Origin of the sequence: Pseudomonas sp. EA_105y_Pfl2_R69 (assembly GCF_963970915.1) — a bacterium.
Lineage (GTDB): Bacteria > Pseudomonadota > Gammaproteobacteria > Pseudomonadales > Pseudomonadaceae > Aquipseudomonas.
The window spans coordinates 177,977-203,462 of the sequence record NZ_CAXAOO010000003.1 but is presented as its reverse complement, the minus strand read 5'-3'; the positions used below and the strand labels follow the sequence as shown (position 1 = coordinate 203,462).

The 25,486-nt window shown below is 65.0% G+C and carries 26 protein-coding genes; 11 read left to right on the top strand and 15 right to left on the bottom strand.

Going from position 1 to position 25,486, the window contains the following annotated elements; translation table 11 throughout:
* Nucleotides 1-80: 80 nt before the first annotated feature.
* The 4 genes from AACY13_RS10280 (at nucleotide 81) to lnt (ending at nucleotide 4,119) form a co-directional block, all read left to right on the top strand.
* A complete protein-coding gene (locus AACY13_RS10280; protein WP_339461242.1) occupies nucleotides 81-1,085 on the top strand; it encodes a PhoH family protein in 1,005 nt (334 codons plus the stop codon).
* Nucleotides 1,078-1,551, top strand: a complete 474-nt coding sequence (ybeY, locus tag AACY13_RS10275) for an rRNA maturation RNase YbeY (RefSeq protein WP_339461241.1) — start codon at nucleotides 1,078-1,080, stop codon at nucleotides 1,549-1,551. The genes AACY13_RS10280 and ybeY overlap by 8 nt, the downstream gene beginning before the upstream one ends.
* A gap of 41 nt (nucleotides 1,552-1,592) precedes the next feature.
* Entirely contained in the window at nucleotides 1,593-2,432 is an 840-nt protein-coding gene (locus tag AACY13_RS10270; protein WP_339461239.1) for an HlyC/CorC family transporter, read from the top strand.
* Nucleotides 2,433-2,598: 166 nt separating this feature from the next.
* On the top strand, nucleotides 2,599-4,119 hold the full coding sequence (lnt, locus tag AACY13_RS10265; RefSeq protein ID WP_339461238.1) for an apolipoprotein N-acyltransferase: 1,521 nt from the start codon (nucleotides 2,599-2,601) through the stop codon (nucleotides 4,117-4,119).
* 102 nt (nucleotides 4,120-4,221) lie between these two features.
* Here the strand turns inward: lnt and AACY13_RS10260 are convergent, their stop codons facing one another.
* Nucleotides 4,222-4,989: a YdcF family protein gene (locus AACY13_RS10260; RefSeq protein ID WP_339461236.1), complete on the bottom strand. Its 768-nt coding sequence runs from the start codon at nucleotides 4,987-4,989 to the stop codon at nucleotides 4,222-4,224.
* 26 nt (nucleotides 4,990-5,015) lie between these two features.
* A complete protein-coding gene (locus tag AACY13_RS10255) occupies nucleotides 5,016-5,456 on the bottom strand; it encodes a hypothetical protein (protein ID WP_339461234.1) in 441 nt (146 codons plus the stop codon).
* 204 nt (nucleotides 5,457-5,660) lie between these two features.
* On the opposite strand from AACY13_RS10255, the gene leuS reads away from it, so the two are divergent.
* The 5 genes from leuS (at nucleotide 5,661) to AACY13_RS10230 (ending at nucleotide 11,735) form a co-directional block, all read left to right on the top strand.
* Entirely contained in the window at nucleotides 5,661-8,267 is a 2,607-nt protein-coding gene (gene leuS / locus AACY13_RS10250; RefSeq protein WP_339461232.1) for a leucine--tRNA ligase, read from the top strand.
* Nucleotides 8,268-8,310: 43 nt separating this feature from the next.
* Nucleotides 8,311-8,928, top strand: a complete 618-nt coding sequence (locus tag AACY13_RS10245; RefSeq protein WP_339461231.1) for an LPS-assembly lipoprotein LptE — start codon at nucleotides 8,311-8,313, stop codon at nucleotides 8,926-8,928.
* Nucleotides 8,929-8,968: 40 nt separating this feature from the next.
* Nucleotides 8,969-10,015: a DNA polymerase III subunit delta gene (gene holA, locus AACY13_RS10240; RefSeq protein WP_339461229.1), complete on the top strand. Its 1,047-nt coding sequence runs from the start codon at nucleotides 8,969-8,971 to the stop codon at nucleotides 10,013-10,015.
* 192 nt (nucleotides 10,016-10,207) lie between these two features.
* Nucleotides 10,208-10,366 (top strand): alternative ribosome rescue factor ArfA, encoded by a 159-nt coding sequence (gene arfA / locus AACY13_RS10235; RefSeq protein ID WP_339461227.1) that lies wholly within the window; start codon nucleotides 10,208-10,210, stop codon nucleotides 10,364-10,366.
* 70 nt (nucleotides 10,367-10,436) lie between these two features.
* Nucleotides 10,437-11,735, top strand: coding sequence for a lytic murein transglycosylase (locus AACY13_RS10230; protein ID WP_339461226.1), 1,299 nt, complete (start codon nucleotides 10,437-10,439; stop codon nucleotides 11,733-11,735).
* Between the two features lie 15 nt (nucleotides 11,736-11,750).
* On the opposite strand, the gene AACY13_RS10225 is transcribed toward AACY13_RS10230, so the two are convergent.
* Together AACY13_RS10225 and AACY13_RS10220 are read right to left on the bottom strand one after the other, a co-directional pair.
* Nucleotides 11,751-12,185, bottom strand: coding sequence for a GFA family protein (locus AACY13_RS10225; RefSeq protein WP_339461225.1), 435 nt, complete (start codon nucleotides 12,183-12,185; stop codon nucleotides 11,751-11,753).
* Nucleotides 12,178-13,140, bottom strand: a complete 963-nt coding sequence (locus tag AACY13_RS10220; protein WP_339461223.1) for a carbon-nitrogen hydrolase family protein — start codon at nucleotides 13,138-13,140, stop codon at nucleotides 12,178-12,180. Before AACY13_RS10220 ends, AACY13_RS10225 begins: the two co-directional genes overlap by 8 nt.
* Nucleotides 13,141-13,263: 123 nt before the next feature.
* On the opposite strand from AACY13_RS10220, the gene AACY13_RS10215 reads away from it, so the two are divergent.
* A complete protein-coding gene (locus AACY13_RS10215; RefSeq protein WP_339461222.1) occupies nucleotides 13,264-13,971 on the top strand; it encodes a winged helix-turn-helix transcriptional regulator in 708 nt (235 codons plus the stop codon).
* Between the two features lie 80 nt (nucleotides 13,972-14,051).
* Nucleotides 14,052-15,104 (top strand): lipoyl synthase, encoded by a 1,053-nt coding sequence (gene lipA / locus AACY13_RS10210; protein WP_339461221.1) that lies wholly within the window; start codon nucleotides 14,052-14,054, stop codon nucleotides 15,102-15,104.
* Between the two features lie 61 nt (nucleotides 15,105-15,165).
* On the opposite strand, the gene lipB is transcribed toward lipA, so the two are convergent.
* From lipB to AACY13_RS10155, 11 genes are all read right to left on the bottom strand, one after another.
* Nucleotides 15,166-15,819 (bottom strand): lipoyl(octanoyl) transferase LipB, encoded by a 654-nt coding sequence (gene lipB / locus AACY13_RS10205; RefSeq protein WP_339461220.1) that lies wholly within the window; start codon nucleotides 15,817-15,819, stop codon nucleotides 15,166-15,168.
* Nucleotides 15,819-16,094, bottom strand: coding sequence for a DUF493 domain-containing protein (locus AACY13_RS10200; RefSeq protein WP_339461219.1), 276 nt, complete (start codon nucleotides 16,092-16,094; stop codon nucleotides 15,819-15,821). Before AACY13_RS10200 ends, lipB begins: the two co-directional genes overlap by 1 nt.
* A 73-nt stretch (nucleotides 16,095-16,167) precedes the next feature.
* Nucleotides 16,168-17,343: a D-alanyl-D-alanine carboxypeptidase family protein gene (locus tag AACY13_RS10195; RefSeq protein ID WP_339461217.1), complete on the bottom strand. Its 1,176-nt coding sequence runs from the start codon at nucleotides 17,341-17,343 to the stop codon at nucleotides 16,168-16,170.
* Nucleotides 17,344-17,467: 124 nt separating this feature from the next.
* Complete coding sequence (locus tag AACY13_RS10190) at nucleotides 17,468-18,475, bottom strand: septal ring lytic transglycosylase RlpA family protein (protein WP_339461215.1); 1,008 nt, start codon at nucleotides 18,473-18,475, stop codon at nucleotides 17,468-17,470.
* Entirely contained in the window at nucleotides 18,475-19,485 is a 1,011-nt protein-coding gene (mltB, locus tag AACY13_RS10185) for a lytic murein transglycosylase B (RefSeq protein ID WP_339461214.1), read from the bottom strand. The genes AACY13_RS10190 and mltB overlap by 1 nt, the downstream gene beginning before the upstream one ends.
* A 17-nt stretch (nucleotides 19,486-19,502) precedes the next feature.
* On the bottom strand, nucleotides 19,503-20,606 hold the full coding sequence (gene rodA / locus AACY13_RS10180) for a rod shape-determining protein RodA (protein WP_339461799.1): 1,104 nt from the start codon (nucleotides 20,604-20,606) through the stop codon (nucleotides 19,503-19,505).
* Between the two features lie 38 nt (nucleotides 20,607-20,644).
* On the bottom strand, nucleotides 20,645-22,534 hold the full coding sequence (mrdA, locus tag AACY13_RS10175) for a penicillin-binding protein 2 (protein ID WP_339461212.1): 1,890 nt from the start codon (nucleotides 22,532-22,534) through the stop codon (nucleotides 20,645-20,647).
* Between the two features lie 24 nt (nucleotides 22,535-22,558).
* Complete coding sequence (gene rlmH, locus AACY13_RS10170; RefSeq protein WP_339461211.1) at nucleotides 22,559-23,026, bottom strand: 23S rRNA (pseudouridine(1915)-N(3))-methyltransferase RlmH; 468 nt, start codon at nucleotides 23,024-23,026, stop codon at nucleotides 22,559-22,561.
* Nucleotides 23,027-23,038: 12 nt separating this feature from the next.
* Nucleotides 23,039-23,410 (bottom strand): ribosome silencing factor, encoded by a 372-nt coding sequence (gene rsfS, locus AACY13_RS10165; RefSeq protein WP_339461797.1) that lies wholly within the window; start codon nucleotides 23,408-23,410, stop codon nucleotides 23,039-23,041.
* Between the two features lie 37 nt (nucleotides 23,411-23,447).
* Nucleotides 23,448-24,122, bottom strand: a complete 675-nt coding sequence (gene nadD / locus AACY13_RS10160) for a nicotinate-nucleotide adenylyltransferase (protein ID WP_339461210.1) — start codon at nucleotides 24,120-24,122, stop codon at nucleotides 23,448-23,450.
* 2 nt (nucleotides 24,123-24,124) lie between these two features.
* Nucleotides 24,125-25,393, bottom strand: coding sequence for a glutamate-5-semialdehyde dehydrogenase (locus tag AACY13_RS10155; RefSeq protein WP_339461208.1), 1,269 nt, complete (start codon nucleotides 25,391-25,393; stop codon nucleotides 24,125-24,127).
* Between the last annotated feature and the right edge of the window lie 93 nt (nucleotides 25,394-25,486).

Sequence of the window (25,486 nt, the reverse complement as noted above, 5' to 3'; positions counted from 1 at the left end):
ACAGTCCGAGCTTTCCCACGCGGACACCTAGCGCTATTCTTCGCCTCACTACCCAGCCGACTGGCGGCCATCAAACGACCTTGAACACACCCACAGAACCCCATCGTTTTATCCTTGAACCCTTTGAGGCGAGCCGCTTCGCTAACCTGTGCGGCCAACTCGACGAGCATCTGCGTTTGATCGAGCAGCGCCTGGGGATCGAAATCCGCAACCGCGGCAACCAGTTCGAGCTGATCGGCACGCCGGAGCAGACCACTTCCGCGGAGCAGCTGCTGCGCCGCCTCTATCGCGAAAGCAAGAACACCGAGCTCTCGCCCGATCTGGTCCACCTGTTTCTGCAGGAGTCCGGCGTCGAAGAGCTGGCCAACCCCATAGCCGAAGCCAGCGTCGCCCTGCGTACGCGCAAGGGCATGGTTCGCCCACGCGGGGTCAACCAGCAGCGCTACGTCAAGGCCATCCTCGAGCACGACATCAATTTCGGCATCGGTCCGGCCGGTACCGGCAAGACCTACCTGGCGGTGGCCTGCGCGGTGGACGCCCTGGAGCGCGAGCAGATCCGCCGCATCCTGCTGGTGCGCCCGGCGGTCGAAGCGGGCGAGAAGCTCGGCTTCCTGCCCGGCGACCTGTCGCAGAAGATCGACCCCTACCTGCGTCCGCTGTACGACGCGCTGTACGAAATGCTCGGCTTCGAGCAGGTGGCCAAGCTGATCGAGAAGCAGGTGATCGAGGTCGCGCCCCTGGCCTATATGCGCGGCCGCACCCTGAACAACAGCTTTATCATCCTCGACGAGAGCCAGAACACCACCCTGGAACAGATGAAGATGTTCCTCACCCGCATCGGCTTCGGCTCCACCGCGATCATCACCGGCGACATCACCCAGGTCGACCTGCCGCGCGGCACCAAGAGCGGCCTGACCCACGTCATCGACGTGCTGCGCGACGTGCCGGGCATCAGCTTCACCCACTTCAAGCCCAAGGACGTGGTGCGCCACCCCTTGGTCCAGCGCATCGTCGAGGCCTACGAGCGTTACGACGATCGGGTTCACGGCAAGCTGATCGACGAGTCGGACAACGGCAATGCTTGAACTGGACCTGCAACGTGCCAGCGACGCCGCCAACCTGCCGAGCGAGGCGCAGTTTCGCGCCTGGTGCGAGCTCGCCCTGCGCCAGCGTAGCGCCGACTCCGAGCTGACCATCCGCCTGGTCGACGAGCCCGAAGGCCGCGAACTCAACCACACCTACCGTCAGCGCGACTACGCCACCAATGTGTTGTCGTTCCCCGCCGATGTGCCCGACGAGCTGGGCGGCATCCCGTTGCTGGATATTCCGCTGCTCGGCGACCTGGTGATCTGCGTGCCGGTGGTCGCGCGAGAAGCGCTGGAACAGGCCAAGCCCCTGGAAGCGCACTGGGCCCACATGGTGATCCACGGCTGCCTGCACCTGCTCGGCTACGACCATATCGAGGACGAGGAGGCCGAGGAGATGGAAGCACTGGAACGAGAATTGCTCGCCGAACTGGGTCATGCCGACCCCTACGCCGACCACGAATAATCCCCACTACAGAAAATACAAAAGGTTCCCGAGTAACCACCATGAGCGAAGACCGATCGAGCAACGAGCAGAAGTCCTGGTTTAACAGACTGACCCAGGCTTTTGCTCATGAGCCGAAGAACCGCAAGGAATTGCTGGAAGTGCTGCGCGAAGCGCACCAGAACAAGCTGCTCGACAGCGAAGCACTGGCCATCGTCGAAGGCGCGATTCAGGTCGCCGACCTGCAGGTACGCGACATCATGGTGCCGCGCTCGCAGATGATGAGCATCAAGGCCAACCAGACGCCCAAGGAATTCCTGCCCTCGATCATCGAAGCCGCGCACTCGCGCTATCCCGTGGTCGGCGAGGCCCTCGACGATGTCATCGGCATCCTCCTGGCCAAGGATCTGCTACCGCTGATCCTTTCCGGCGAACAGCCCAACTTCAATATCAAGGACCTGCTGCGCCCGGCCACCTTCGTGCCCGAATCCAAGCGCCTCAACGTGCTGCTGCGCGAGTTCCGTGCCAACCACAACCATATGGCCGTGGTCATCGACGAGTACGGCGGCGTCGCCGGCCTGGTGACCATCGAGGACGTGCTCGAGCAGATCGTCGGCGACATTGAGGACGAGCATGACGTCGAGGAAGACAGCTACGTCAAACCGCTGCCCTCGGGCGACTTCCTGGTCAAGGCGCTGACCCCGATCGACAGCTTCAACGAGTCCTTCGACAGCGAGTTTTCCGATGACGAATTCGACACCGTCGGTGGCCTGGTGATGAGCGCCTTCGGCCACCTGCCCAAGCGCAACGAAGTCACCGACATCGGCGAATTCCGCTTCCGCGTGATCAGCGCCGACAGCCGGCGCATTCACCTGCTGCGCCTGACGCCGCTGCTGCGCTAAGGCCCTGCGCGCCTTTGTAGGAGCCAGTTTGCTGGCGACCAGCGGCGAAGAGAGTCGCCTGCAAGAACTGGGCGTCCCCCTGGCTCCTACAGCGACTGCATCCGCCTTCCCCCCTTGCGCATTCCGCTCTACCCTTGCGCCACCCCAATCCAAGGATCTGCATGCAATGCACTGGATAACCCGAGCTGGCTGGCCCGGCAACCTGATCGCCCTGCTGGCGGGGGCCATCACTCCGCTGGCTCTGGCCCCTTATGACCTCTGGCCGCTGGCCCTGCTGTCCATCGCCCTGTTCTACCTCGGCCTGCGCGACCTCAGCCCGCGCCAGGCGGCGCTGCGCGGCTGGTGCTACGGCTTCGGCCTGTTCGCCGCCGGCACCAGCTGGGTCTACGTCAGCATTCACGATTACGGCGCGGCCTCGCCGCCCCTGGCCGCCTTCCTCACCCTGCTGTTTGTCGCCGGCCTCGGCCTGCTGTTCGCCCTCTGCGCCTGGGTCTGGACCCGCTGGCTGCGCCGGGTGGAAGCGCCGCTGGCCGACGCCCTGGCCTTCGCCGCCCTGTGGCTGACCCAGGAAGCCTTCCGCAGCTGGTTCCTCACCGGTTTCCCCTGGCTCTACGCCGGCTACAGCCAGCTCGACGGCCCCCTGGCCGGCCTGGCCCCGGTCGGCGGCGTCTGGCTGATCTCCCTGGTTCTGGCCCTGAGTGCCGCACTGCTGGTCAACCTGGCGCAACTGCGCACGCGCAAGGCCTTTCTCGCCACCGGCATGCTCTTGCTGCTGGCCCCCTGGATCGCCGGCCTGGCCCTCAAGGGGCACGCCTGGACCCAACCCGCCGGCGCACCCATGACGGTGGCCGCGGTGCAGGGCAATATCGAGCAGAACCTCAAGTGGGACCCGGCGCAGCTCAACGCACAGCTGGCGCTGTACCGTGACCTGAGCCTCAACGCCACGCCGACCGACCTGATCGTCTGGCCGGAAACCGCCGTACCCGTCCTCAAGGAACACGCCCTGGGCTACCTCGCGGCGATGACCGAATTTGCCAACCAGCGCCAAGCGGCGCTGATCACCGGGGTGCCGATCCGCCAGGCCAACGAACGCGGCGAGCTGCGTTATTACAACGCCATCAGCGTGGTCGGCCAGGGCAGCGGCGACTACCTCAAGCAGAAGCTGGTGCCCTTCGGCGAATACGTGCCGCTGCAGGAGGTGCTGCGCGGTCTGATCGCCTTCTTCGACCTGCCGATGTCGGACTTCGCCCGCGGCTCGGCCGAACAGCCGCTGCTGGAGGCGCATGGCTACCGGATCGCCGCCTATATCTGCTACGAGGTGGTCTACCCCGAGTTCGCCGCCGGGCTCGCCGCCCAGAGCGACCTGCTGCTGACCATCAGCAACGATACCTGGTTCGGCCGCTCCATCGGCCCGCTGCAGCACCTGCAGATGGCGCAGATGCGCGCCCTGGAGGCCGGCCGCTGGATGATCCGCGCCACCAACAACGGCGTCACCGCCCTGATCGATCCCTTTGGCCAGATCACCGAGCAGCTGCCACAGTTCGAACAGGGCGTGCTGTATGGCGAGGTAGTCCCCATGCAACAGCTGACGCCCTACCTCTACTGGCGCGGCTGGCCGCTGCTGATCCTCTGCCTGCTGCTGTTTGCCTGGGCCCTGCTGGCCAGCCGTATGGCCAAGACCCTGTAACAGCTGTAGCCCGCAGAAGCCTTGGCGCAATCCGGGATCGCGGCCCCGGACTGCGCCGCGCTCCGCAGTTTATCCGGGCTGCGAGCCGCCTTTGTTTGCCGCTTACTCCCGCCCATACACCCGGGGATACGCCCACAAACCAACGGCCTCGTTAAGCAACAGGCCGTTCTGCCAGAACGCCTTGCTTTCCGGCAACCAGCCGCCTCCCGGGCGGCTGGTTGCCGCGCCGAGAAAGCCCATGGGCGCGCTCAGCACCTGAAAGCCGACCTGCTCGAAACACCAGCGCGCCCTGGGCATATGCCAGGCCTGGGTGACCAGCAGGACCCGCTTGATGCCTTCTTTCTGCAGAATTTCAGCGCTGAAAGTCGCATTCTCCCAGGTGGTCCGGCTTAGTCCTTCCTGCCAGCGCACCCTGACCCCGTAATCGCGCGCCAGCACATCGGCCATCAACGCCGCCTCGCTGGGCGGCGCGCCGTAATGCAGCCCACCACTGATCAGCAGCGGCAGGCCGGAGGCTTTGGCCAGTCGCGCGGCATAGCGCACCCGCTCCAAGGCCATCAGGCTGGGCTGATCGCCGCCCCAGGCCGGGTCATTCTGCTCGCGCCCGCCACCGAGCACGACAATCGCCTGCGCCTGCTCGGCCAACCGGGGCCAGTGCAATTCGCCCAGGGCCGGCTCGCTTTCCAGCTGCCGCGCCGACCATTCCACCACCGCAGGCAGGCTCATCAGCCACAAGCCGCCCAGCGCCAGGCAGAAGCAGGCCGTCGCCAGCCGCGGGGCGCGCCGGCGCAACCACCAGGCGATCAGTAGCAGCAGCAGGAAAATACCCGGCGGCATCAGCAGTTGTTTGAGGATGTAGCGAATCGGCATCGGGCATCTCCAGGGGTGCCCAAAGCCTAACGGGGATTGCTCGCCCGGAACAGCTGCGACCCGCAGGTCCGGCACACCTGCACGCCCTGCCCGAGGTGGCTGCCGGCCAGAGTCCCGCAGAGCGCACAGCAGAGGCGCGGCGGGCGGCGCAGCAGCGGTTTGGGATTCGGCAATGAGACCACGACCTTCTGCCCTGGCCGAGCAACCTCGCGCCGCACCTGCATCTGTTCGATCTGCGCCATTTCCTGGGCCGCCGCATGCCAGCCGCGCAGCCACTCGAGGTCTCGATTGAGGTAGGCTCTGATCAGCTCCATTTCGGCCGCCGTCAGGTCCCGCAATTCTAGGTCCTGCGAGGCGGCGGCAGCCTGATCGCTCAGCCCGTCAGCCTCCTCCAGCGCCAGGGCTAAGCGTTGCAATAGCCGTTCGTAGAGTCCGCCGCCAGTTCCTGCCCGCCTTAATTCGCCCATCCATTCACCTCACGACGGGCCCCTTGAACGCAGCCCATATAACAAGCTTAGCGGCCCCCCTTCAAGCAGCGCCGCGCCGCGACAAACGGCGGTTCTGCGGGCCTTGCCGCCCGCTCGGCCGTGCAATCAGGGTTTCCCTCAGCAAGGGGGGGTCATGTATGCTACGGCGTTTTCCGCAAGCCCCTATTCTTAGCGCCGGTAGCCATGCACGAACAGTATCAGCCACGTGAAATCGAAGCCGCTGCGCAGTCCCACTGGGACTCGCAACAATCCTTTGTAGTGAGCGAGCAGCCAGGTAAAGAGACCTTCTACTGCCTGTCGATGTTCCCCTACCCGAGCGGCAAGCTGCACATGGGCCATGTGCGCAACTACACCATCGGTGACGTGATCGCCCGCTACCAGCGCATGCAGGGCAAAAATGTGCTGCAGCCCATGGGCTGGGATGCGTTCGGCATGCCGGCGGAAAACGCCGCGATGAAGAACAAGGTCGCGCCCGCCAAGTGGACCTACGAGAACATCGAGTACATGAAGACCCAGCTGAAAAGCCTGGGCCTGGCGGTCGACTGGTCGCGCGAAGTCACCACCTGCAAGCCGGACTACTACCGCTGGGAACAATGGCTGTTCACCCGCCTGTTCCAGAAGGGCGTGATCTACCGCAAGAACGGCACCGTCAACTGGGACCCGGTCGACCAGACCGTGCTGGCCAACGAGCAGGTCATCGACGGCCGCGGCTGGCGCAGCGGCGCGGTGATCGAGAAGCGCGAAATCCCCATGTACTACTTCAAGATCACCGCCTATGCGGAAGAACTCCTGAGTAGCCTGGACGACCTGGATGGCTGGCCGGAACAGGTCAAGACCATGCAGCGCAACTGGATCGGCAAATCCCGCGGCATGGAAGTCAGCTTCCCCTACGACCTGGCCTCGATCGGCAGCGAAGGCAAACTCAACGTCTTCACCACTCGCCCCGACACCCTGATGGGCGCGACCTATGTCGCCGTCGCCGCCGAGCACCCGCTGGCCACGCTTGCCGCGCAAGGTAACGCCGAGCTGCAGGCCTTTATCGACGAATGCAAAAGCGGCAGCGTCGCCGAAGCCGATATCGCCACCCAGGAAAAGAAAGGCCTGCCCACCGGGCTGTGCGTCGAGCACCCGCTGAGCGGCGAAAAACTGCCGGTGTGGGTCGCCAACTACGTACTGATGCACTACGGCGACGGCGCGGTCATGGCCGTGCCGGCCCACGACGAGCGCGACTTCGAGTTCGCCCATAAATACGGCCTGCCGATCAAGGCAGTGATCCGCACAGCCGCCGGCGACGAAACCCCGGCCCCCTGGCAGGACGCTTACGGCGAGCACGGCCAGTTGATCAACTCCGGCAAGTTCGACGGCCTGGACTTCCCAGGCGCGTTCGACGCCATCGAAGTCGCCCTGCTGGACAGGGGCCTGGGCAAGTCGCGCACCCAGTTCCGCCTGCGCGACTGGGGCATCAGCCGCCAGCGCTACTGGGGCTGCCCGATCCCGATCATCCATTGCGACAGCTGCGGCGACGTACCGGTACCGGAAGACCAGTTGCCGGTGGTGCTGCCCGAAGAGGTGGTACCCGACGGTGCCGGCTCGCCCCTGGCGCGCATGCCGCACTTCTACGAGTGCGCCTGCCCGACCTGCGGCGCGCCGGCCAAGCGCGAAACCGACACCATGGACACCTTCGTCGAGTCGTCCTGGTACTTCGCCCGCTACGCCTCGCCGCACTACACCGGCGGCATGGTCGATCCGCAAGCGGCCAACCACTGGTTGCCGGTCGATCAATATATCGGCGGTATCGAACACGCGATCCTGCACCTGCTGTATGCGCGCTTCTTCCACAAGCTGATGCGTGACGAGGGCCTGCTGTCCTCGGACGAGCCGTTCAAGAACCTGCTGACCCAGGGCATGGTGGTGGCCGACACCTACTACCGTGTACTGGAAAACGGCGGCAAGGACTGGTTCAACCCGGCCGACGTGGAAATCGAGCGTGACGCCAAGGGCAAGGTCATCGCCGCCAAGCTGAAAAGCGACGGCCTGCCGGTGGAGATCGGCGGCACCGAGAAGATGTCCAAGTCGAAGAACAACGGCGTCGACCCGCAAGCCATGATCGACGCCTACGGTGCCGACACCTGCCGCCTGTTTATGATGTTCGCCTCGCCGCCAGACATGAGCCTGGAATGGTCCGACTCCGGCGTCGAGGGCGGCAGCCGCTTCCTGCGCCGCGTCTGGCGTCTGGCCCAGACCCATGTCAGCCAGGGCTTGCCCGGTGCGCTGGACAAGGCAGCCCTGAGCGATAGCCAGAAAGAGGTGCGCCGCGCCATCCACCTGGCGATCAAGCAGGCCAGCGTCGATATCGGCCAGCACCACAAGTTCAACACCGCCATCGCCCAGGTGATGACCCTGATGAACGTGCTGGAAAAAGCCGCCCAGGAAACCGCACAGGATCGCGCTCTGCTCCAGGAGGGCCTGGAAAGCGTGGCCCTGCTGCTGGCCCCGATCACCCCGCATATCAGCCACCAGCTGTGGCAGGAACTGGGCCACCAGGGCGCGATCATCGACGCCCAGTGGCCGCAGGTCGATGACGCGGCGCTGGTACAGGACAGCCTGACCCTGGTGATCCAGGTCAACGGCAAGCTGCGCGGGCAGATCGACGTGCCGGCCAGCGCCAGCCGCGAGGAAATCGAGGCGGCCGCACGGGCCAACGAGAACGTGCTGCGCTTTACCGAAGGCCTGAGCATCCGCAAGGTCATCGTGGTGCCGGGCAAGCTGGTTAACATAGTCGCCAACTAATTACGTACGGCGCGCCGCAAGACTCGCCAAGGGGATAACAAAGATGATCAAACGGAATCTGTTGGTAATTGGCCTGGCCACCCTGCTCGGCGCTTGCGGCTTTCAGTTGCGCGGCACCGGCAGCGCGGCGGCAGACTTTGCCCTCGGCGAGCTGGCCGTGAGCGCGCGCAACGCCCATGGCGAAACCGTGCAGGAACTGCGTGAAGTGCTGCAGAACAGCGGCGTACGGGTCTACCCGGGGGCTCAATACCAGCTGGTGCTGAGCAACGAACAAGAGAGCCGCCGCGCCGCCAGCTTCACCAGCTCGGCCCGTACCGCCGAATATGAGCTGACCAACACCCTCGAATACGAGATTCGCGGCAGCAAGAACCTGCTGCTGCTCAGCAACAAGCTGGAAGCCCAGAGCTACTACACCCAGGATGGCAACAACCTGGCTGGCGGCGATCAGGAAGCCCAGCAGGCGCGCAATGAAATGCGCCGCGAGCTGATCCAGCAACTGGTGCAGCGCCTGCAGCAGGTCACGCCGCAGCAGCTGGAGCAACTGCAGCAGACCGCCGAAGCTCAGGCCGAGGCCGAAGCGCAGGCCCTGGAAGCGGCGCGCCAGCAGCGTGCGGCGCAACCCCAGCAGTCGCCCGTGCAACTGCCGATCCCCGCCCAGTAAGCGCGCCGGGCCGCCCAGGCGGCCCGACTGTCGGCAACCAATGAAACTCAACCCCGCACAACTCGGCAAACACCTGCAGGGCAACCTGGCCCCGGTGTATGTGGTCAGTGGCGACGAGCCCCTGCTCTGCCAGGAAGCCTGCGATGCCATCCGCAGCGCCACCCGCCAGCAAGGCTTCAGCGAGCGCCAGGTGTTCAACGCCGACGCCAGCTTCGACTGGGGCAATCTGCTCCAGGCCTGCGCCAGCATGTCGCTGTTCGCCGACAAACGTCTGCTGGAACTGCGCCTGCCCAGCGGCAAGCCCGGCGACAAGGGCGCAGCCGCCCTGCTCGAATACCTCAAGCGCCCCGCCGATGACACCGTGCTGCTGATCAGCCTGCCCAAGCTCGACGGCAGCGCGCAGAAGACCAAATGGGGCAAGGCGCTGATCGAGGGCGCGCAGACCCAGTTCCTGCAGATCTGGCCGGTGGACGCCCACCAGCTGCCGCAATGGATTCGCCAGCGCCTGGCCCAGGCCGGCCTCAGCGCCAGCGCGCCAGCCGTGGAGATGATCGCCGTGCGGGTGGAAGGCAACCTGCTGGCCGCCGCCCAGGAAATCGAAAAGCTCAAGCTGCTGGCCGACGGCAGCCAGATCGATGTCGACACCGTGCATGCCGCGGTGGCCGACAGCGCCCGTTTCGATGTGTTCGGCCTGATCGACGCCATCCTCAATGGCGAAGCCGCCCATGCCCTGCGCATGCTCGACGGCCTGCGCGGCGAAGGCGTCGAGCCGCCGGTGATTCTCTGGGCCCTGGCCCGGGAGCTCCGCCTGCTGGCCAATATCGCCCAGCAGTACAGCCAGGGCATCCCTCTGGACAAGGCCTTCAGCTCCGCGCGGCCGCCGGTCTGGGACAAGCGCCGCCCCCTGGTCAGCAAAGCTCTGCAGCGTCTATCCGCGGCGCGCTGGGCCGCCCTGCTGCAGGATGCCCAGCATATCGATGCGCAGATCAAGGGCCAGGCGGCCGGCGACCCGTGGCGCGGCCTGAGCCTGCTGAGCCTGACCATGTGCGGCCAGCGGCTAGGGCTGGCCAGCGACAATAGCCTCTAGCGGGCCGCTGAAAACCACCGGCGTTTCTCACCTGTTTGCCCCGCCAGAGGCTGTTACTGGCGTAGCGCCTTGCCTTGTCGGCCTCGCCTACATTTTCAACGGACTGCTAAAGCGCCGCCCACTGGACATTTTTTAACCAGACGCTCATCATCCCCTCGCCGCAACCTCTGCGGTGGCAAATGAGGATAGAGCATGGCCAAGAAACGCAAAGCGCCCCCGAACAGGGCCAAATCCCTGGTCGCCCAACCCCTGTTCCGCTGTCGCCAGGAACAGCCGGGCAAAGGCAAAGGCAGCTACCGCCGCGAAGCCTCCCAGCAAAACTGGGAGGCTTCATCCGTTCTGGCCGCCTGAAACTGCGCTGCAGCCGCCTATGGCCTCATTCATGCTAAGGTAGCGGCCTGCAAAATGTGCCGAGACCACCATGCCTTACCTGCTTCTTCGCGGCGTGCTCCACACCGCCTCAGCCTGCATCTTCCTGCTCCTGACCGCCTGTGCCGAAGCCCCCGCGCAGTCGCTGTCGACGGCCCCGACCCCGGCCCCGGCCCCTACCGCCACGGCAATCCCCAGCCCGGTAATCGCGGCCATCAGTCGCCCGCTGCTGAGTTTCGAGGAATGGCGCAGCCTGCTGCGCAGCGATGCCATCGCCGCCGGTATCGATGCCGAGCTGTTCGACCGCACCTTCGCCGGCATTACCCTTGATCCCAAAATCATCGCCGCCGACAACAGCCAGCCGGAGTTCACCCGCCCGGTGTGGGAATACATCGACGGTGCCGTTTCCGTCTCGCGCGTCGCCCAGGGTCGCCTGCTCAAGGCACAGCATCGACCGACCCTGAAAGCCATTCGCAGCACCTATGCCGTGGACCATGAGGTACTGATCGCCATCTGGGGCATGGAGAGCAATTACGGCAGCAATATCGGCAGCCATAACGTCATCCGCTCCCTGGCGACCCTGGCCTACGACGGCCGCCGCCAGGTATTCTGGCGCAGCCAGTTGTTGGCCGCCCTGCAGATCCTGCAAGCCGGCGACGGCCCTGCGCAGGGGCTGATCGGCTCTTGGGCGGGAGCCATGGGCCAGACCCAGTTCATGCCGACCACCTTCAGTCAGCATGCCGTGGATTTTGACGGCGACGGCCGCCGCGACCTGTGGAGTTCCGCCCCCGACGCCCTGGCCTCCGCCGCGCACTATCTGCAAGCCTCGGGCTGGGATAACGGCCAACCCTGGGGCTTCGAAGTGAACCTGCCGCAGGGCTTCGATTACGCCCTGGCCGATCCGGAAGTACGCCGCAGCCTGGCGCAATGGCGTGCCCTCGGGGTCAACCCGGTCAGAGCCATCGACGCCAACGAGCAAAACCTGGCGACGCTGTTCCTGCCTGCCGGTCACCGCGGCCCGGCCTTCCTGCTGCTGAACAACTTCCGCAGCATCCTCAAGTACAACAACTCGACCTCCTACGCCCTGGCCATCGGCTTGCTCAGCGATGCGCTGGACGGCAACCCCGGTGTGCAGGCCGCCTGGCCGCGCAACGACCGCCAACTGGGCCGCAGCGAACGCATCGAGCTGCAGGAACTGCTGACCCGCAAAGGCTACGAACTGGGGCCGGCAGACGGCATCATCGGGGCCAACACGCGCAAGGCGGTGCGCGCCTTCCAGCAGACCCTGGGGCAGCCCGCCGATGGCTACCCGACCCAGGAACTGCTGGTGCGCCTACGCGCCTCGCTGTAACCCTGCGACAGATGGCTATTCGGCCACGATCTCGCCCGAGCCGCCCATGGCCTCGGGCAGGTCGCGCTGCTTGGGCAAGCCGTCGCGCACCCGCAACACCGCCTCCTGATAGTGCACATGCAGCGCCGGCACATAGGCCAGTTGCGGCAATAGCGCGGCATAGACATCCACCAAGCCCATGCCCGGGTGGTCGGTGAACAGGTGGCCGCCGCAGCGCTTGCACCATTTGCGGCTACTGCCCGGCGTCTTGTTGTAGCAGTCGATATTGTCGGCACCGCGGGTCACGCTCAGCGCCTCGGGCGGCCACAGGCTGAAGGCATTGACCGGCCCTGCCGACCACTGCCGACATGACTGACAGTGGCAATAGCCCATTGCCACCGGCTCGCCGCTGACCGTGAATTCGACCGCACCGCAGAAGCAGCGGCCCTGGTAAAGCTGCTGGCTACTCATGCTTGCCCTCCTCTATATCGTTGTCCAGGCGCAGGCTTGTCGCCGGCGTCCGCAGCACCTGCAATTCGAAGATGTCGGCACGGGCGTAATGCCCGCTGACGTCGAAGGTGCGCCAGGCCGGTGCTACCTGGGCGACATCGATGTCGGCATACAGAATGCCTTCCTCGCGGTGCAACGGACCGGCCACCAGCCGGCCCATGGGATCGACCACCAGCGAATCGCCGTCATTGATCCACTCCTCTGGATCGGCAAACAGCTGCTCGCGGCCGGGGAAGTCCTCGGCAATGTCACTGCCGCGCAGCAGGGTGCCGCTGCCGAGCACCCAGCAGCGGCCTTCGAGGGCGATATGGCGCAGGCTGCCGATCCAGCTGTCGCCACTGTCGTAGGTCGGCGCGATGTAGATCTCCACACCCTGGGCATAGAGCGCGTAGCGTGCCAGCGGCATGTAGTTCTCCCAGCACAGCAGCATCCCCAGGCGGCCGACCGGGGTGTCCACCGTGCGCAGCCCCGCAGCATCGCCGGGCGCGTGCACCATGCGCTCGGGGTTGGTCGGCATCAGCTTGCGGTGGCGATTGAGCAGCGCGCCGTCGGCACCTATCACCACCACGCTGTTGTAGAGGGTGCCGCCGCCCTGGCGCCGCTCGCACTCATTGAGCCCACAGACCAGGGTAACGCCATGTTCGCGGGCCGCCTGGTACAGGGGATCGAGGTCCGCACTGGCGAGGTCCACGGCATTGGCCAGCAGCCGCCCATGCAGCTGACTCAGCAACGCGCCATCGCGCCCGGGGGCCAGACGCCAGATCCACGAGGGGTAACCGGGAATGAACAACTCGGGCAAGACCACCAGCGTGGCTCCCGCCGCCGCGGCTTCGGCAACCGACTGCACACCTCGCGCCAGGGTCGCGGCGCGATCGAGCAGAACGGGGGGGCGCTGGATGATGGCAATCATGGTCATGATGCTCTCCTGTGCGGGACGCTATCGACTATCGACAGCCTCAGCCTGCGCCTGACGTATCGAGCAGACTAGTCCAGAATCTGAAGTGTTGAACTCCAGGCGTTCCAACGGTGGGAGCTCAGGATGGATGACAGCTACGGGCAATTCTGTACGGTCGCACGCGCCGCCGAGGCGCTGTGCGAACGCTGGACGCCGCTGGTGGTGCGCGAGCTGCTGTGCGGCAGCAAGCGTTTCAACGACCTGCACCGCGGCGTACCGCGCATGTCCACCAGCCTGCTGAGCCAGCGCCTGCGCCACCTGGAGGCGCTCGGCGTGGTGCGGCACACGGCCAATGGCAAGGCCTGGGAGTACAGCCTGACCGAGGCGGGCGAGGATTTGCGCCCGATCATCATGGCGCTCGGCCACTGGGGGGCGTGCTGGATCGGCAGCCGCCTGCGCGACGACGAACTCGACGCCGGCCTGCTGATGTGGGATGTGCGCCGCTTCGTGTGCCTCGCCGAATTTCCGCCGCGACCGGTGGTCATCCATTTCAGCTTCCGCGACGCACGGCCTGGCGAATCCGCGTGGTGGCTGTTGGTCGAGCAGGGCGTGGCCGACCTGTGCCGCGACGATCCCGGCCGCATCCCCGGCCTGGTGGTGGATGCCAGCGTCCGCGCCCTGACCGACGTCTGGAGCGGCGAGCGCAGCCCCCAGCAAGTGCTGCAGAGCGGTGAAGTGCGGGTGCTGGGGCCACCCGCGGATGCCCAACAGCTCTGGCGCTGGCTCGGCACCAGCGCCTTCGCCATCACCCGCCGCCAGGCCCTTCAGGCCGCACGGCAGCAGCCAGACTGAACGGTCAGCTTCTGTGATAAACTGCGCGGCGGCCACAAGCCGCCTCGTCCACGGAGCCTCTAGCGGAGCCCAGATTGCCGATGTCCGATACCTCCCCGCCCAAAACCGTCGCCAGCGGCGAAAAATTCCGCACCACCCAGGGCATCACCGCGATCAAGGACGGGCAGAAGCGCCGTGCCTCCAGCGAACCCCAAGTGTTCGAACCCAAGCCTAAGTGGCTGCGGGTCAAGGCCCCCGGCGGCAGCCGTTTCGAAGCGGTCAAACGCAATGTCAGCGAACACCGCCTGAGTACTGTGTGCCAGGAATCGCACTGCCCGAACATGGGCGAATGCTGGTCCAACGGCACCGCCACCATCATGCTGATGGGCTCGGTGTGTACCCGCGCCTGCCGCTTCTGCGCGGTGGACACGGGCAACCCCAACGGCTGGCTGGACCAGGAAGAACCGCAGAACACCGCCAAATCGGTGGAGCTGATGGCCCTGCGCTATATCGTGCTGACCTCGGTGGACCGCGACGATCTGGATGACGGTGGCGCCAGCCATTACGCGGCCTGCGTGCGGGCGATCAAAGACAACACGCCACACGTGGTGGTTGAAGCCCTAACCCCGGACTTCGACGGCGACCTGCAAGCCATCGAGCGCGTTGTGGATTCTGGCCTTGAGGTGTTCGCGCAGAACGTCGAGACGGTCAAGCGCCTGACTTATGAAGTTCGCGACCCGCGTGCCGGCTACGAGAAGACCCTACGCGCACTCGAGCACGCCAAGCGCCACCGTCCGGACGTGCTAACCAAGACCAGCCTGATGCTGGGTCTGGGCGAGACCGACGAAGAAATCATCCAGACCATGGATGACCTGCGCGCCATCAACGTCGACATCCTTACCCTCGGCCAGTACCTGCAACCGACACGCAACCACCTGAAGGTGCAGCGCTGGGTCAGCCCGGAAGAGTTCAATCGCTTCCGCGAAATTGGTCTGCAGAAAGGCTTTATGGAGGTCGCCGCCGGCCCACTGGTACGCTCCAGCTACCGCGCCGACAAGGTGTTCGAGAAGAACAACCTGGGCCTGGCCGCCCCGGTGCCCGTGCCGGGCCAGCAGCTCGACAGCAGCCTGATTCCGACCCTCAACCTGAACTGATCAGGCCACACAACGCCTGCCCCTGGGCTATGCCTGGGGTCGGGCGTTTGTTTATCCGCATCTAGCCGTCTATTGCGCCCGGCAGGGTCTGCTGCTGCGCATAGTCGAGGTGCTTGACCAGCTGCTCACGCAGGCGCGCACTGACCTCGGACATGTCTATCGGCCCCGTCACCTGATCGGCCAGCTGGGTCATGGCCATGTCGACATAACCGCAGGGATTGATGCGCCGGAACGGCTGCAGGTCCATATCCACATTCAGCGCCAGGCCATGGAAGCTGCGACCGTTGCGGATACGCAGCCCCAGGGAGGCGATCTTCGCCCCATCCACATACACCCCGGGCGCGTCCGGCTTGGCGGTGGCGCTGACGCCGTAGCTGGCCAGCAGGTCGATCAGGCTGCGCTCCATGCGGCTGACCAGTTCGCGCACACCGATACCACTGCGGCGCACATCCAGCAGCAGGTAAGCCACCAGCTGGCCGGGGCCGTGATAGGTCACCTGGCCGCCGCGATCGACCTGCACCACCGGAATATCCCCCGGAAACAGCAGATGCTCGGCCTTGCCGGCCTGGCCCTGGGTAAATACCGGGGCGTGTTCGAGCAGCCAGATCTCGTCTGGCGTATCGGCACCGCGCGTGTCGGTAAAGCGCTGCATCGCATGCCAGGTGGGCTGGTAGTCGACCTGGCCCAGCTCACGAAAGCCGAGCGGCAGGCTCATCAGAGCACCATGTGGACGATACCGGTCGCGCGCAGGGCGCTATTGATATCGCGCAACTGGTCTTCACCAGTGGCCTCGATGTGCAGCTGCACAGTGGTGTACTTGCCATTACTGCTCTGGCGCTCGGCCAGGGTGCTGAGATCGACCTTGGCATACTTGCTGAGGATTTCGATCACCGTGCTCTTGTAATGGGCACCACTGTCGCCAACCACCTTGATCGGGTAATCGGCGCAGGGAAATTCGATTTTGTGCGATTTGACGTCAGGTTGACTCATGGCAGTAACGGCCTCGTAAGCCGTGGCAACAACAGCGCCCCTGCGGGTCGGCAGGGGCGTGCTGGTCACGATATCAGTTGAACAAGCCGAAGAAGAACAGGCGAATGCTATCCCACAGACGGCGCATGAAACCACCTTCCTCGATGGCTTCCAGGGCCACCAGGTCGGCGCTGTGCACCACCTCGTCACCCAGCTTGACCTCCACCTTGCCAATCACATCGCCCTGGGCGATCGGTGCAATCAGTTGCGGGTTCAGGGTCATGCCGGCCTGGAGTTTTTCCAGCTGGCCCTTGGGCAGGGTCAGGCTCAGGTCTTGCGCCAGGCCAGCCTTGAGCTGACGCGTGGTGCCTTTCCAGACCTGGGTCTGGGCCAGTTCCTGGCCTTGCTTGTAGAAGGTGCGGGTTTCGAAGAAGCGGAAACCATAGGTCAGCAGCTTCTGGGTTTCGGCGGCGCGGGCCGACTCGCTGTCGGTACCGAACACCGAGGTGATCATCCGTGCACCATCACGTACGGCCGAAGCCACCAGGCAGTAACCGGCTTCCTGGGTATGGCCGGTTTTCAGGCCGTCGACGGTCTTGTCACGCCACAGCAGCAGGTTGCGATTGCCCTGCTTGATGTTGTTCCAGAGGAACTCCTTCTGCGCGTAGATGGCGTAGTGGGTCTGGTCTTCGTTGATGATGGCGCGTGCCAGGATGGCCATATCGTGGGCGCTGGAGTAGTGCTCCGGATGCGGCAGACCGGTGGCGTTCATAAAGTGGCTGTTGCTCATGCCCAGACGCGCAGCGGTTTCGTTCATCATGTCGGCGAAGGCGTCTTCGCTGCCGGCAATGTACTCGGCCAGGGCAATGCTGGCGTCGTTACCCGACTGGATGATTACGCCGTGCAGCAGGTCGTCGACGCTGGCCTGGCTGTTCAACGGCAGGAACATGGTGGAACCGCCGGAGGCTGCGCCGCCGGTACGCCAGGCATGCTCGCTGATCGGCACCATATCCTGCTCGCCGATCTTGCCCTTGCGGATTTCCAGGGTGGCGATGTAGGCGGTCATCAGCTTGGTCAGGCTGGCCGGTGGCAGACGCTGGTCGCCATTGTCCTCCACCAGCACCTTGCCGCTGGCGGCGTCGAGCAGCACATAGGATTTGGCGGCCAGTTGCGGCGGTGCCGGAATCGCTTGCTGGTTGGCCCAGGCCGCCGGTGCGCCGAGCAGGAGAAGTGACAAGAAAACGCGTTGCGCAAAGCAGGTGATATTCATCCGTCTCTCTAGGTTGCTAATGGTCAAACAGGCCCCAACGGGCCAGTTCAAGTGGCACGCCCCGCAGCAAGGCTGCCGGCGGTGCATGGGTGCTTAGTCCCGCTGGCGGACAATAAGTGCCGCCTCAATCCGCCCGGACCAGCCTCGGTTGGCCGAGATTGGCCAGGCGCACACTGTCCTGCAGCTGTTCAGCCTCGCTCGGGCTGTTCAGCGGCCCCAGTCGTACGCGGTGCAGAATCTGCTGGTTGCGCACCACTGAGCTGATGAACACCGGGGCAGCCACGGCCCCGCTCAGCTTGGCCTTGAGCAGCTCCGCAGCGTCCGGATTGGCGAAGGCTGCCACCTGGAGATACAGGCCAGAGGCTGCGACTGAATCGTTTTTTTTTGCGTCGATCTGCACCGGCACCACGGCCGCGGCGTGCTGCTGCGGGGGCGGCGCGTACTGCTCGAGCGGCTGTACCACGGGCTGGGCCACGGGTTTGACCTGCGCGACCTGCTGCGGCTGCGCCAGGACCATGGGCACCGGCTGCCCCTGCTGGGCCCACCACTCGTGGGGATCGATACCCTCGACCTTGACCCGCGCCGTGCCGCTTTCGGCATAGCCGAGCTTCTTCGCCGCGGCAAAGGACAGGTCGATGATGCGATCGGAATAGAACGGCCCGCGGTCGTTGACCCGCAGGATCGCGCTCTTGCCGTTGTCCAGATTGGTCACCCGCACATAGCTGGGCAGCGGCAGGGTCTTGTGCGCGGCGGTCATGCCGTACAGGTCATAGGTTTCGCCGTTGGCGGTGGCCTGACCATGAAACTTGGTGCCATACCAGGAAGCCGGCCCGATCGCCTGATAGCGCCGGGCATCGGCAATCGGGTAGTACTGTTTGCCGAATACCGTGTAAGGGCTGGCCTTGACCCGCCCGTAATGGGGCATAGGGGTGGCGTCGGGGATCCGCGAGACATCCACGTCCCACCAGGGCGCGCCATCCTTGTGCGGGCGGTTGAAGTCGGCCGGCCCGGAAATTGCCCCGCCTGGCTGCCCCGCCGGAGCCACCGGCTGCGGCGCACGCGTGGACGAACAGCTGGCCAGGATCAGCGCCAGGCTGCCCGCCGCAGCCAACTTGAAAGACAGACTCGACATCAATTATTACCCCGCGCGTCGACCATCAGCTCGGCCAACTGATTCACCGCCATGGCATACATGACACTGCGATTGTAGCGGGTGATCACGAAGAAGTTGGGCAAGCCCAGCCAGTACTCGTCGCCCTCGGCCCCTTCCAGACGGAAGGCCGTCACCGGCAACTCGTCGCTCAGCGGGTCGGCACTGGTCCATCCCAGATCACGCAGTTCAGCGGCATTCTTCACCGGGTCCAAGCCAACAGTCAGACCCTGCTCGGCCTGAGCGCCCTCGACGCTGGCGGCGCTGACCACCGGCTGCCCGGGCTGCCAGCCGTGGCGCTTGAAGTAGCTGGCGACGCTGCCGATGGCATCCACCGGATTGGTCCAGATATTGATGTGGCCATCGTTGTCGAAGTCCACCGCATAGGCGCGGAAGCTGCTCGGCATAAACTGCGGCAAACCCATGGCCCCGGCGTAGGAGCCTTTCAGGCCAAGCGGATCGACCTGCTCCTCGCGCGCCAGCATCAGGAACTCGCGCAGCTCCTTGCGAAAGAACGGCGCGCGCGGCGGATAATCGAAGGCCAGGGTGGATAGCGCATCCATCACCCGGTAGCTGCCGGTGTTGCCGCCGTAGGAGGTTTCCACCCCGATGATCGCGACGATCACCTGGGGCGCTACACCATACTCAGCCTCGGCGCGCGCCAGGGTCGCCTCGTGCTGTTTCCAGAACTCGACCCCCTTGTTGATCCGCGCATCGGTGATAAAGATCGGCCGATAGTCCTTCCAGGGTTTGACCTTTTCCGCCGGGCGCGAGATGGCGTCGATAATCGCCTGCTTGCGCTCGACATCGGCAAACAGCCCGGTCAGTTGCTCGCCAGCAAAGCCGTAGTCGCGGGTCATCTCGGCGACGAACTCGGCCAGCTGCGGCGATTCTTGATAGTCCCCGGCCAGCGCCGGCTGAGTTAGCCCCAAGGCCCCCGCCAGAACCAGCCAGGGCGTATTGCGTACTGCCCAACCACGCGCTTTGTGCATTGAACCCTCAACCCCAATCATGCCTGTGTCATCCACTTACGGTGAGTGTGGATCGACATCAAAATTCCAAACCCTGCCAGCAGGGTGATCAGCGAAGTGCCGCCATAGCTGATAAAGGGCAATGGCACGCCGACCACCGGCAACAAGCCGCTGACCATACCGATATTGACGAATATATAGACGAAGAACGTCATGGTCAGCGCGCCGGCAAGCAGCTTACCGAACAGCGTCTGCGCTTGCACGGTAATCACCAGGCCGCGCGCGATCAACAGCAGATACACCAGCAGTAACAAACACACCCCTACCAGACCGAACTCTTCGGCCAGCACCGCGATGATAAAGTCGGTGTGGCTTTCCGGCAAAAAGTCCAGATGCGACTGGGTGCCGAGCAGCCAGCCCTTGCCCCACACCCCACCCGAACCGATGGCGGCCTTCGACTGGATGATGTTCCAGCCACTGCCCAGCGGATCGCTTTCCGGGTTGAGGAAGGTCAGCACCCGCTGCTTCTGGTACTCGCGCAGCACGAAGAACCACATGCCGATGGCAATCGGCACCACGGCAGCGGCCGCGCCGATGATCCAGCGCCACTGCAGGCCGGCCATAAACAGCACGAAGAAGCCGGACGTGATGATCAGCAGCGAGGTGCCCAGGTCCGGCTGCAGGAGAATCAGCACGAAGGGGATGACGATCAGGGCCAGACTCACCAGGATGTGCTTGAAGCGCGGCGGCAGGCTGCGCCGGGCCAGGTACCAGGCGATGGTCGCCGGCATGATGATTTTCATGAATTCCGAGGGTTGGAAACGAATCACCCCGGGGATATTGATCCAGCGCGTCGCGCCCATGGCGTTGTGGCCCATCACGTCCACCGCCACCAGCAGCCCCACCCCGACCAGATAGGCCAGGGGCACCCAACGCGCCATAAAGCGCGGCTCGAACTGGGCAATGATAAACATGCCGACCAGGCCGATGCCGAAGGAACTGGCCTGCTTGACCAGCAACTCGACGTTCTTGCCGCTGGCCGAATACAGAATAAACAGGCTGCCGGCGGCCAGCACCAGCAGCAGCAGCAGCAAAATGCCGTCGACATGCACGCGCTGCAGCAGGCTGGCGCGTCGGCGCAGCAGGTCCTCGGTGGACAGATTGCGGTCAAAACTGCTGTTCATCGCTGGCTCACCTTGGCCGCCACAGGCGGTGCAAACTCGGCCTTGAGCTGGCCGTTGTCGTCCAGCAGCCAGGCGTCCATCACCTGCTTGACCACCGGGGCGGCCACGCCGGAACCGGATTCGCCATTCTCCACCATCACCGACACGACGATCTGCGGGTTGTCCGCCGGGGCGAAGGCGACGAACAGGGCGTGGTCGCGATGGCGCTCCTGGACCTTGCTGCGGTCGTACCGCTCGCCCTGCTTGATCGCCACCACCTGGGCCGTGCCGCTCTTGCCGGCGATACGATAGACCGAGGCGTCGCCGACCTTGCGCGCGGTGCCGCGCGGACCGTGCATGACCTGCTCCATACCGAAGCGGCCGCTGTCCCAATAGGACGGATCGCGCAGCACGATGTCCGGCATTGGGTCTGTATCCACCGGGGTTTCGCCCTGGATACTCTTGGCCAGGTGCGGGCGAATCCACTTGCCGCGGGTGGCCATCAGCGCAGTGGCCTGGGCCAGCTGCAGCGGCGTGGTCTGCATATAGCCCTGGCCGATACCGAGAATCAGGGTCTCGCCCGGGTACCAGGCCTGGCGATAGCGCGCCCGTTTCCACTCGCGCGACGGCATCAAACCGGCCGTTTCCTCGAACATGTCCAGAGAGACCCGCTGGCCGAGGCCGAAACGACTCATGTACTCGTGCATGCGATCGATGCCCATCTTGTGGGCCAGGGAATAGAAATAAGTGTCATTGGAACGCATGATCGCCAGTTCCATATCCACCCAGCCATCGCCGTTGCGGTTCCAGTTGCGGTATTTGTGGCTGAGGTTGGGCAATTGATAGAAGCCGGGGTCGAACACCCGGGTCGAGGCCGTCAGCACCCCGGCATCCAGGGCGGCCACCGCCATCATCGGCTTGATGGTCGAGCCGGGCGGGTAGAGGCCGCGCAGCACCCGGTTGTACAGCGGCCGGTCGATGGAGTCGCGCAGCTCGGCATAGGCCTTGAAGCCGATACCGGTGACGAAGGGGTTGGGGTCGAAACTCGGCTGACTGACCATCGCCAGCACTTCGCCAGTTTGCGGCTGGATCGCCACGATGGCCCCGCGGCGGCCATCCAGAGCGGCTTCGGCGGCTTCCTGCAGACGCACATCGAGACTCAGCACGATGTCCTTGCCCGGCAGCGGGTCGGTGCGCTTGAGCACCCGCAGCACCCGACCGCGGGCATTGGTCTCGACTTCCTCGTAGCCCACCTCGCCGTGCAGCTCGTCCTCATAGAAGCGCTCGATACCGGTCTTGCCGATATGATGGGTGCCGCTGTAGGAGACCTTGTCGAGCTTTTCCAGCTCGGCTTCGTTGATCCGCCCGACATAGCCCACCGAATGGGCGAAATGCTCGCCCTGCGGGTAATGCCGCACCAGTTGTGCCACCACCTCCACCCCCGGCAGGCGAAACTGGTTGATCGCGACCCGGGCGATCTGCTCCTCGGAGAGTTCGAACAGCACCGGCACCGGCTCGAAGGGACGACGGCCCTGGCGTACGCGCTTCTCGAACAAAGCGCGCTCATCGTCGCTCAGCTCCAGCACCTCGACAATCACGTCCAGCACCTGGCCCCAGTCGCCGGCACGCTCGCGGGTCAAGGTCAGGCTGAAGCTGGGGCGGTTGTCGGCGATGATCACGCCGTTGCGGTCGAAGATCAGCCCGCGGGTCGGCGGAATCGGCTGCACATGGATGCGGTTGTTTTCCGCCAGGGTGCTGTGGTGTTCGTACTGCACCACCTGCAGGTAGTACATGCGCGCGGCCAGCACGGCGGTCAGCAGCAAAAAGAACGCAGCGCCGACCAGCGTCCGCCGACGAATCAGGCGAGCGTCTTTCTCATGGTCCTTCAGGCGAATGGGCTGCGGCATCGGTGGCTGCTGATTACTGGCTGGTTATTTGTGATAGGGGTGGCCGGACAGAACGGTCCAGGCACGATAAATCTGCTCGCCAAGCAGAATCCGCACCAGCGGGTGCGGCAGGGTCAGGGGCGACAGCGACCAGCGTTGCTCGCTGCGCGCCTGTACCTCAGGTGCCAGCCCTTCCGGGCCACCGACCATCAGGTTGACGGTGCGCGCATCCAGGCGCCACTTGTCCAGCTCGACCGCCAGTTGTTCGGTGCTCCAGGGCCGTCCTTCGACTTCCAGGGTAACGATGCGTTCCCCAGGCGCGACCTTGGCCAGCATGGCCTCGCCCTCCTGGCGGATCATCCGCGCCACATCGGCATTCTTGCCGCGGGTGGTCAGGGGAATCTCGACCAGTTCGAGGGCCAGCTCGGACGGCATGCGCTTGGCATATTCCTGCCAGCCGTCCTCCACCCAGCGTGGCATCCGCGAACCAACGGCGATCAGTTTGATGCGCACCGCAGAGCGTCCTTATTCCTGCTCGGGGCCGGCTTCGGCGCTGAACTGCGCACGGCTCTGCTCGGCACCCTGCCACAGACGCTCGAGGTCGTAGAACTGGCGCGCGGTTGGCAGCATCACGTGGACGACGATATCGCCCAGGTCAAGCAGCGCCCACTCGCCGGTATCCATGCCTTCGGTACCGATCGGGCGCACACCCTGCTCCTTGACCTTCTCCAGCACGTTATCGACCAGCGACTTGACGTGACGGCTGGAGGTGCCGCTGGCGATCAGCATAAAGTCGGTGATGCTGGTCTTGCCGCGCACATCGATGGTGGTGATGTCCTGCGCCTTGATCTCTTCCAGGGCGGCGATGGCCAGTTTGACCAGATCTTCGCTCAACATTTTTGCCTTTGTCATAAGTAACTCGTTTGCCTCGTGTTCAATTCGCGTCACGGTAAAGGCCGTGGGCATGGATATAGGCCAGCACCGTGTCGGGCACCAGATAACGCACCGACTTTCCGCTCGCCAACAATGAGCGGATCTGGGTAGCGGACACCGCCAGGGGCGTCTGCCAGATAAAGGAAATCTGTCCCGCCGGTCCCTCCAGGGCCAACGGGTCGCTGATGCTGCGCGCCGCCAGCAGGTTGCGCAGGCTTTCCGGCGCATCGCTGTCGGCATCCGGGCGTTGCAGCACCAGAATATGGCAGTGCTGCAACAACTCGTCCCAGCGGTGCCAACTGGGCAAGCCGCAGAAGGCATCCCAGCCCAGAATCAGAAACAGCTGGTCGTCGACCGCCAACTCGGCGCGCAACGACTCCAGGGTGTCGATGCTGTAGGACGGTTTGTCGCGTTTGAGCTCGCGATCATCCACCCGCAACTGCGGCACGCCGGCGACCGCCAGCTCGACCATGGCCAGGCGGTCGCCGGCCCCCACCTGCGGCGCACTGCGATGCGGCGGCCGCGCGCTGGGGATCAGACGCAACTCGTCGAGCTGGATAAACTCGGCGACTTCCACGGCGCTGCGCAAATGGCCGATATGCACCGGGTCAAAGGTGCCACCCAGAATGCCGATGCGTCGGGCGTCGCTACGTCGGGCGTCGCTACGCCTGGCCACTGTTATACGGTCTGCCCGCGCAGCTGACCGTCGCCGATCACCACATACTTCTCGCAGGTCAGGCCCTCCAGGCCGACCGGGCCGCGGGCGTGCAGCTTGTCGGTGGAGATACCGATCTCCGCGCCCAGGCCATACTCGAAGCCGTCGGCGAAACAGGTCGGGGTATTGAGCATCACCGAGCTGGAGTCCACTTCGGCGAGGAAGCGTCGGGCACGACCCTGATGCTCGGTGACGATGGCATCGGTATGGTGCGAACCGTAATGATTGATGTGTTCGATGGCCTGCTCCAGGCCATCGACCACGCGAATCGACAGGATCGCGTCCAGGTATTCGGTGTTCCAGTCTTCTTCCGTCGCCGCTTTGGCTTCGATCAGCGCACAGGTGCGGGCGCAGCCGCGCAGCTCGACGCCCTTGTCGACGAACAGTTGCGCCATGCCCGGGAGAAACTGCGCCGCGACGGCCTGGTCGACCAGCAGGGTCTCCATGGCACCGCAGATGCCGTAGCGATAGGTCTTGGCGTTGAAGGCGATCGCCTGGGCCTTGCCCAGCTCGGCCAGGGCGTCGACATAGACGTGGCAGATGCCGTCCAGGTGCTTGATCACCGGCACCCGCGCGTCGCGGCTGATGCGCTCGATCAGGCCCTTGCCGCCGCGCGGCACTATCACGTCGACGAACTCCGGCATGCTGATCAGCGCGCCCACCGCGGCGCGGTCGGTGGTTTCCACCACCTGGACCGCCGCCGCCGGCAGCCCGGCATCGGCCAGGCCACGCTGAATGCAGGCGGCAATCGCGCGATTGGAGTGGATGGCCTCGGAACCGCCGCGCAGGATGGTGGCGTTACCCGACTTCAGACACAGGCTGGCAGCGTCGATGGTCACATTGGGCCGCGACTCGTAGATGATGCCGATCACACCGAGGGGCACACGCATCTTGCCCACCTGAATTCCCGACGGGCGGTAGCTCATGTCGCGGATCGCCCCCACCGGATCGGGCAGGCCGGCGACCTGGCGCAAGCCTTCGATCATGCCGTCGATGCGCGCCGGGGTCAGCGCCAGGCGGTCGAGCAGGGCCGGCTCCAGGCCGCTGGCGCGACCGGCGGCGAGGTCCAGTTCATTGGCCGCGGTCAGTTCGGCGCGCGCCGCGTCCAGCGCGCTGGCAGCGGCCTGCAGGGCACGGTTCTTCTGTGCGGTACTGGCACCGGCCACCACGCGCGAAGCCTGGCGGGCGGCCTGTCCCAGGCGGGTCATATAGTCGAGCACGGACTCAGTCATGGGCAACGAAGGTCTGGCAGCTGGAAAAAGTCGCTGAGTATAACGGTCGCGCGCCCTCACGCCCAGCGCTGCCGGGAGCCCGCCGCGCTTAAT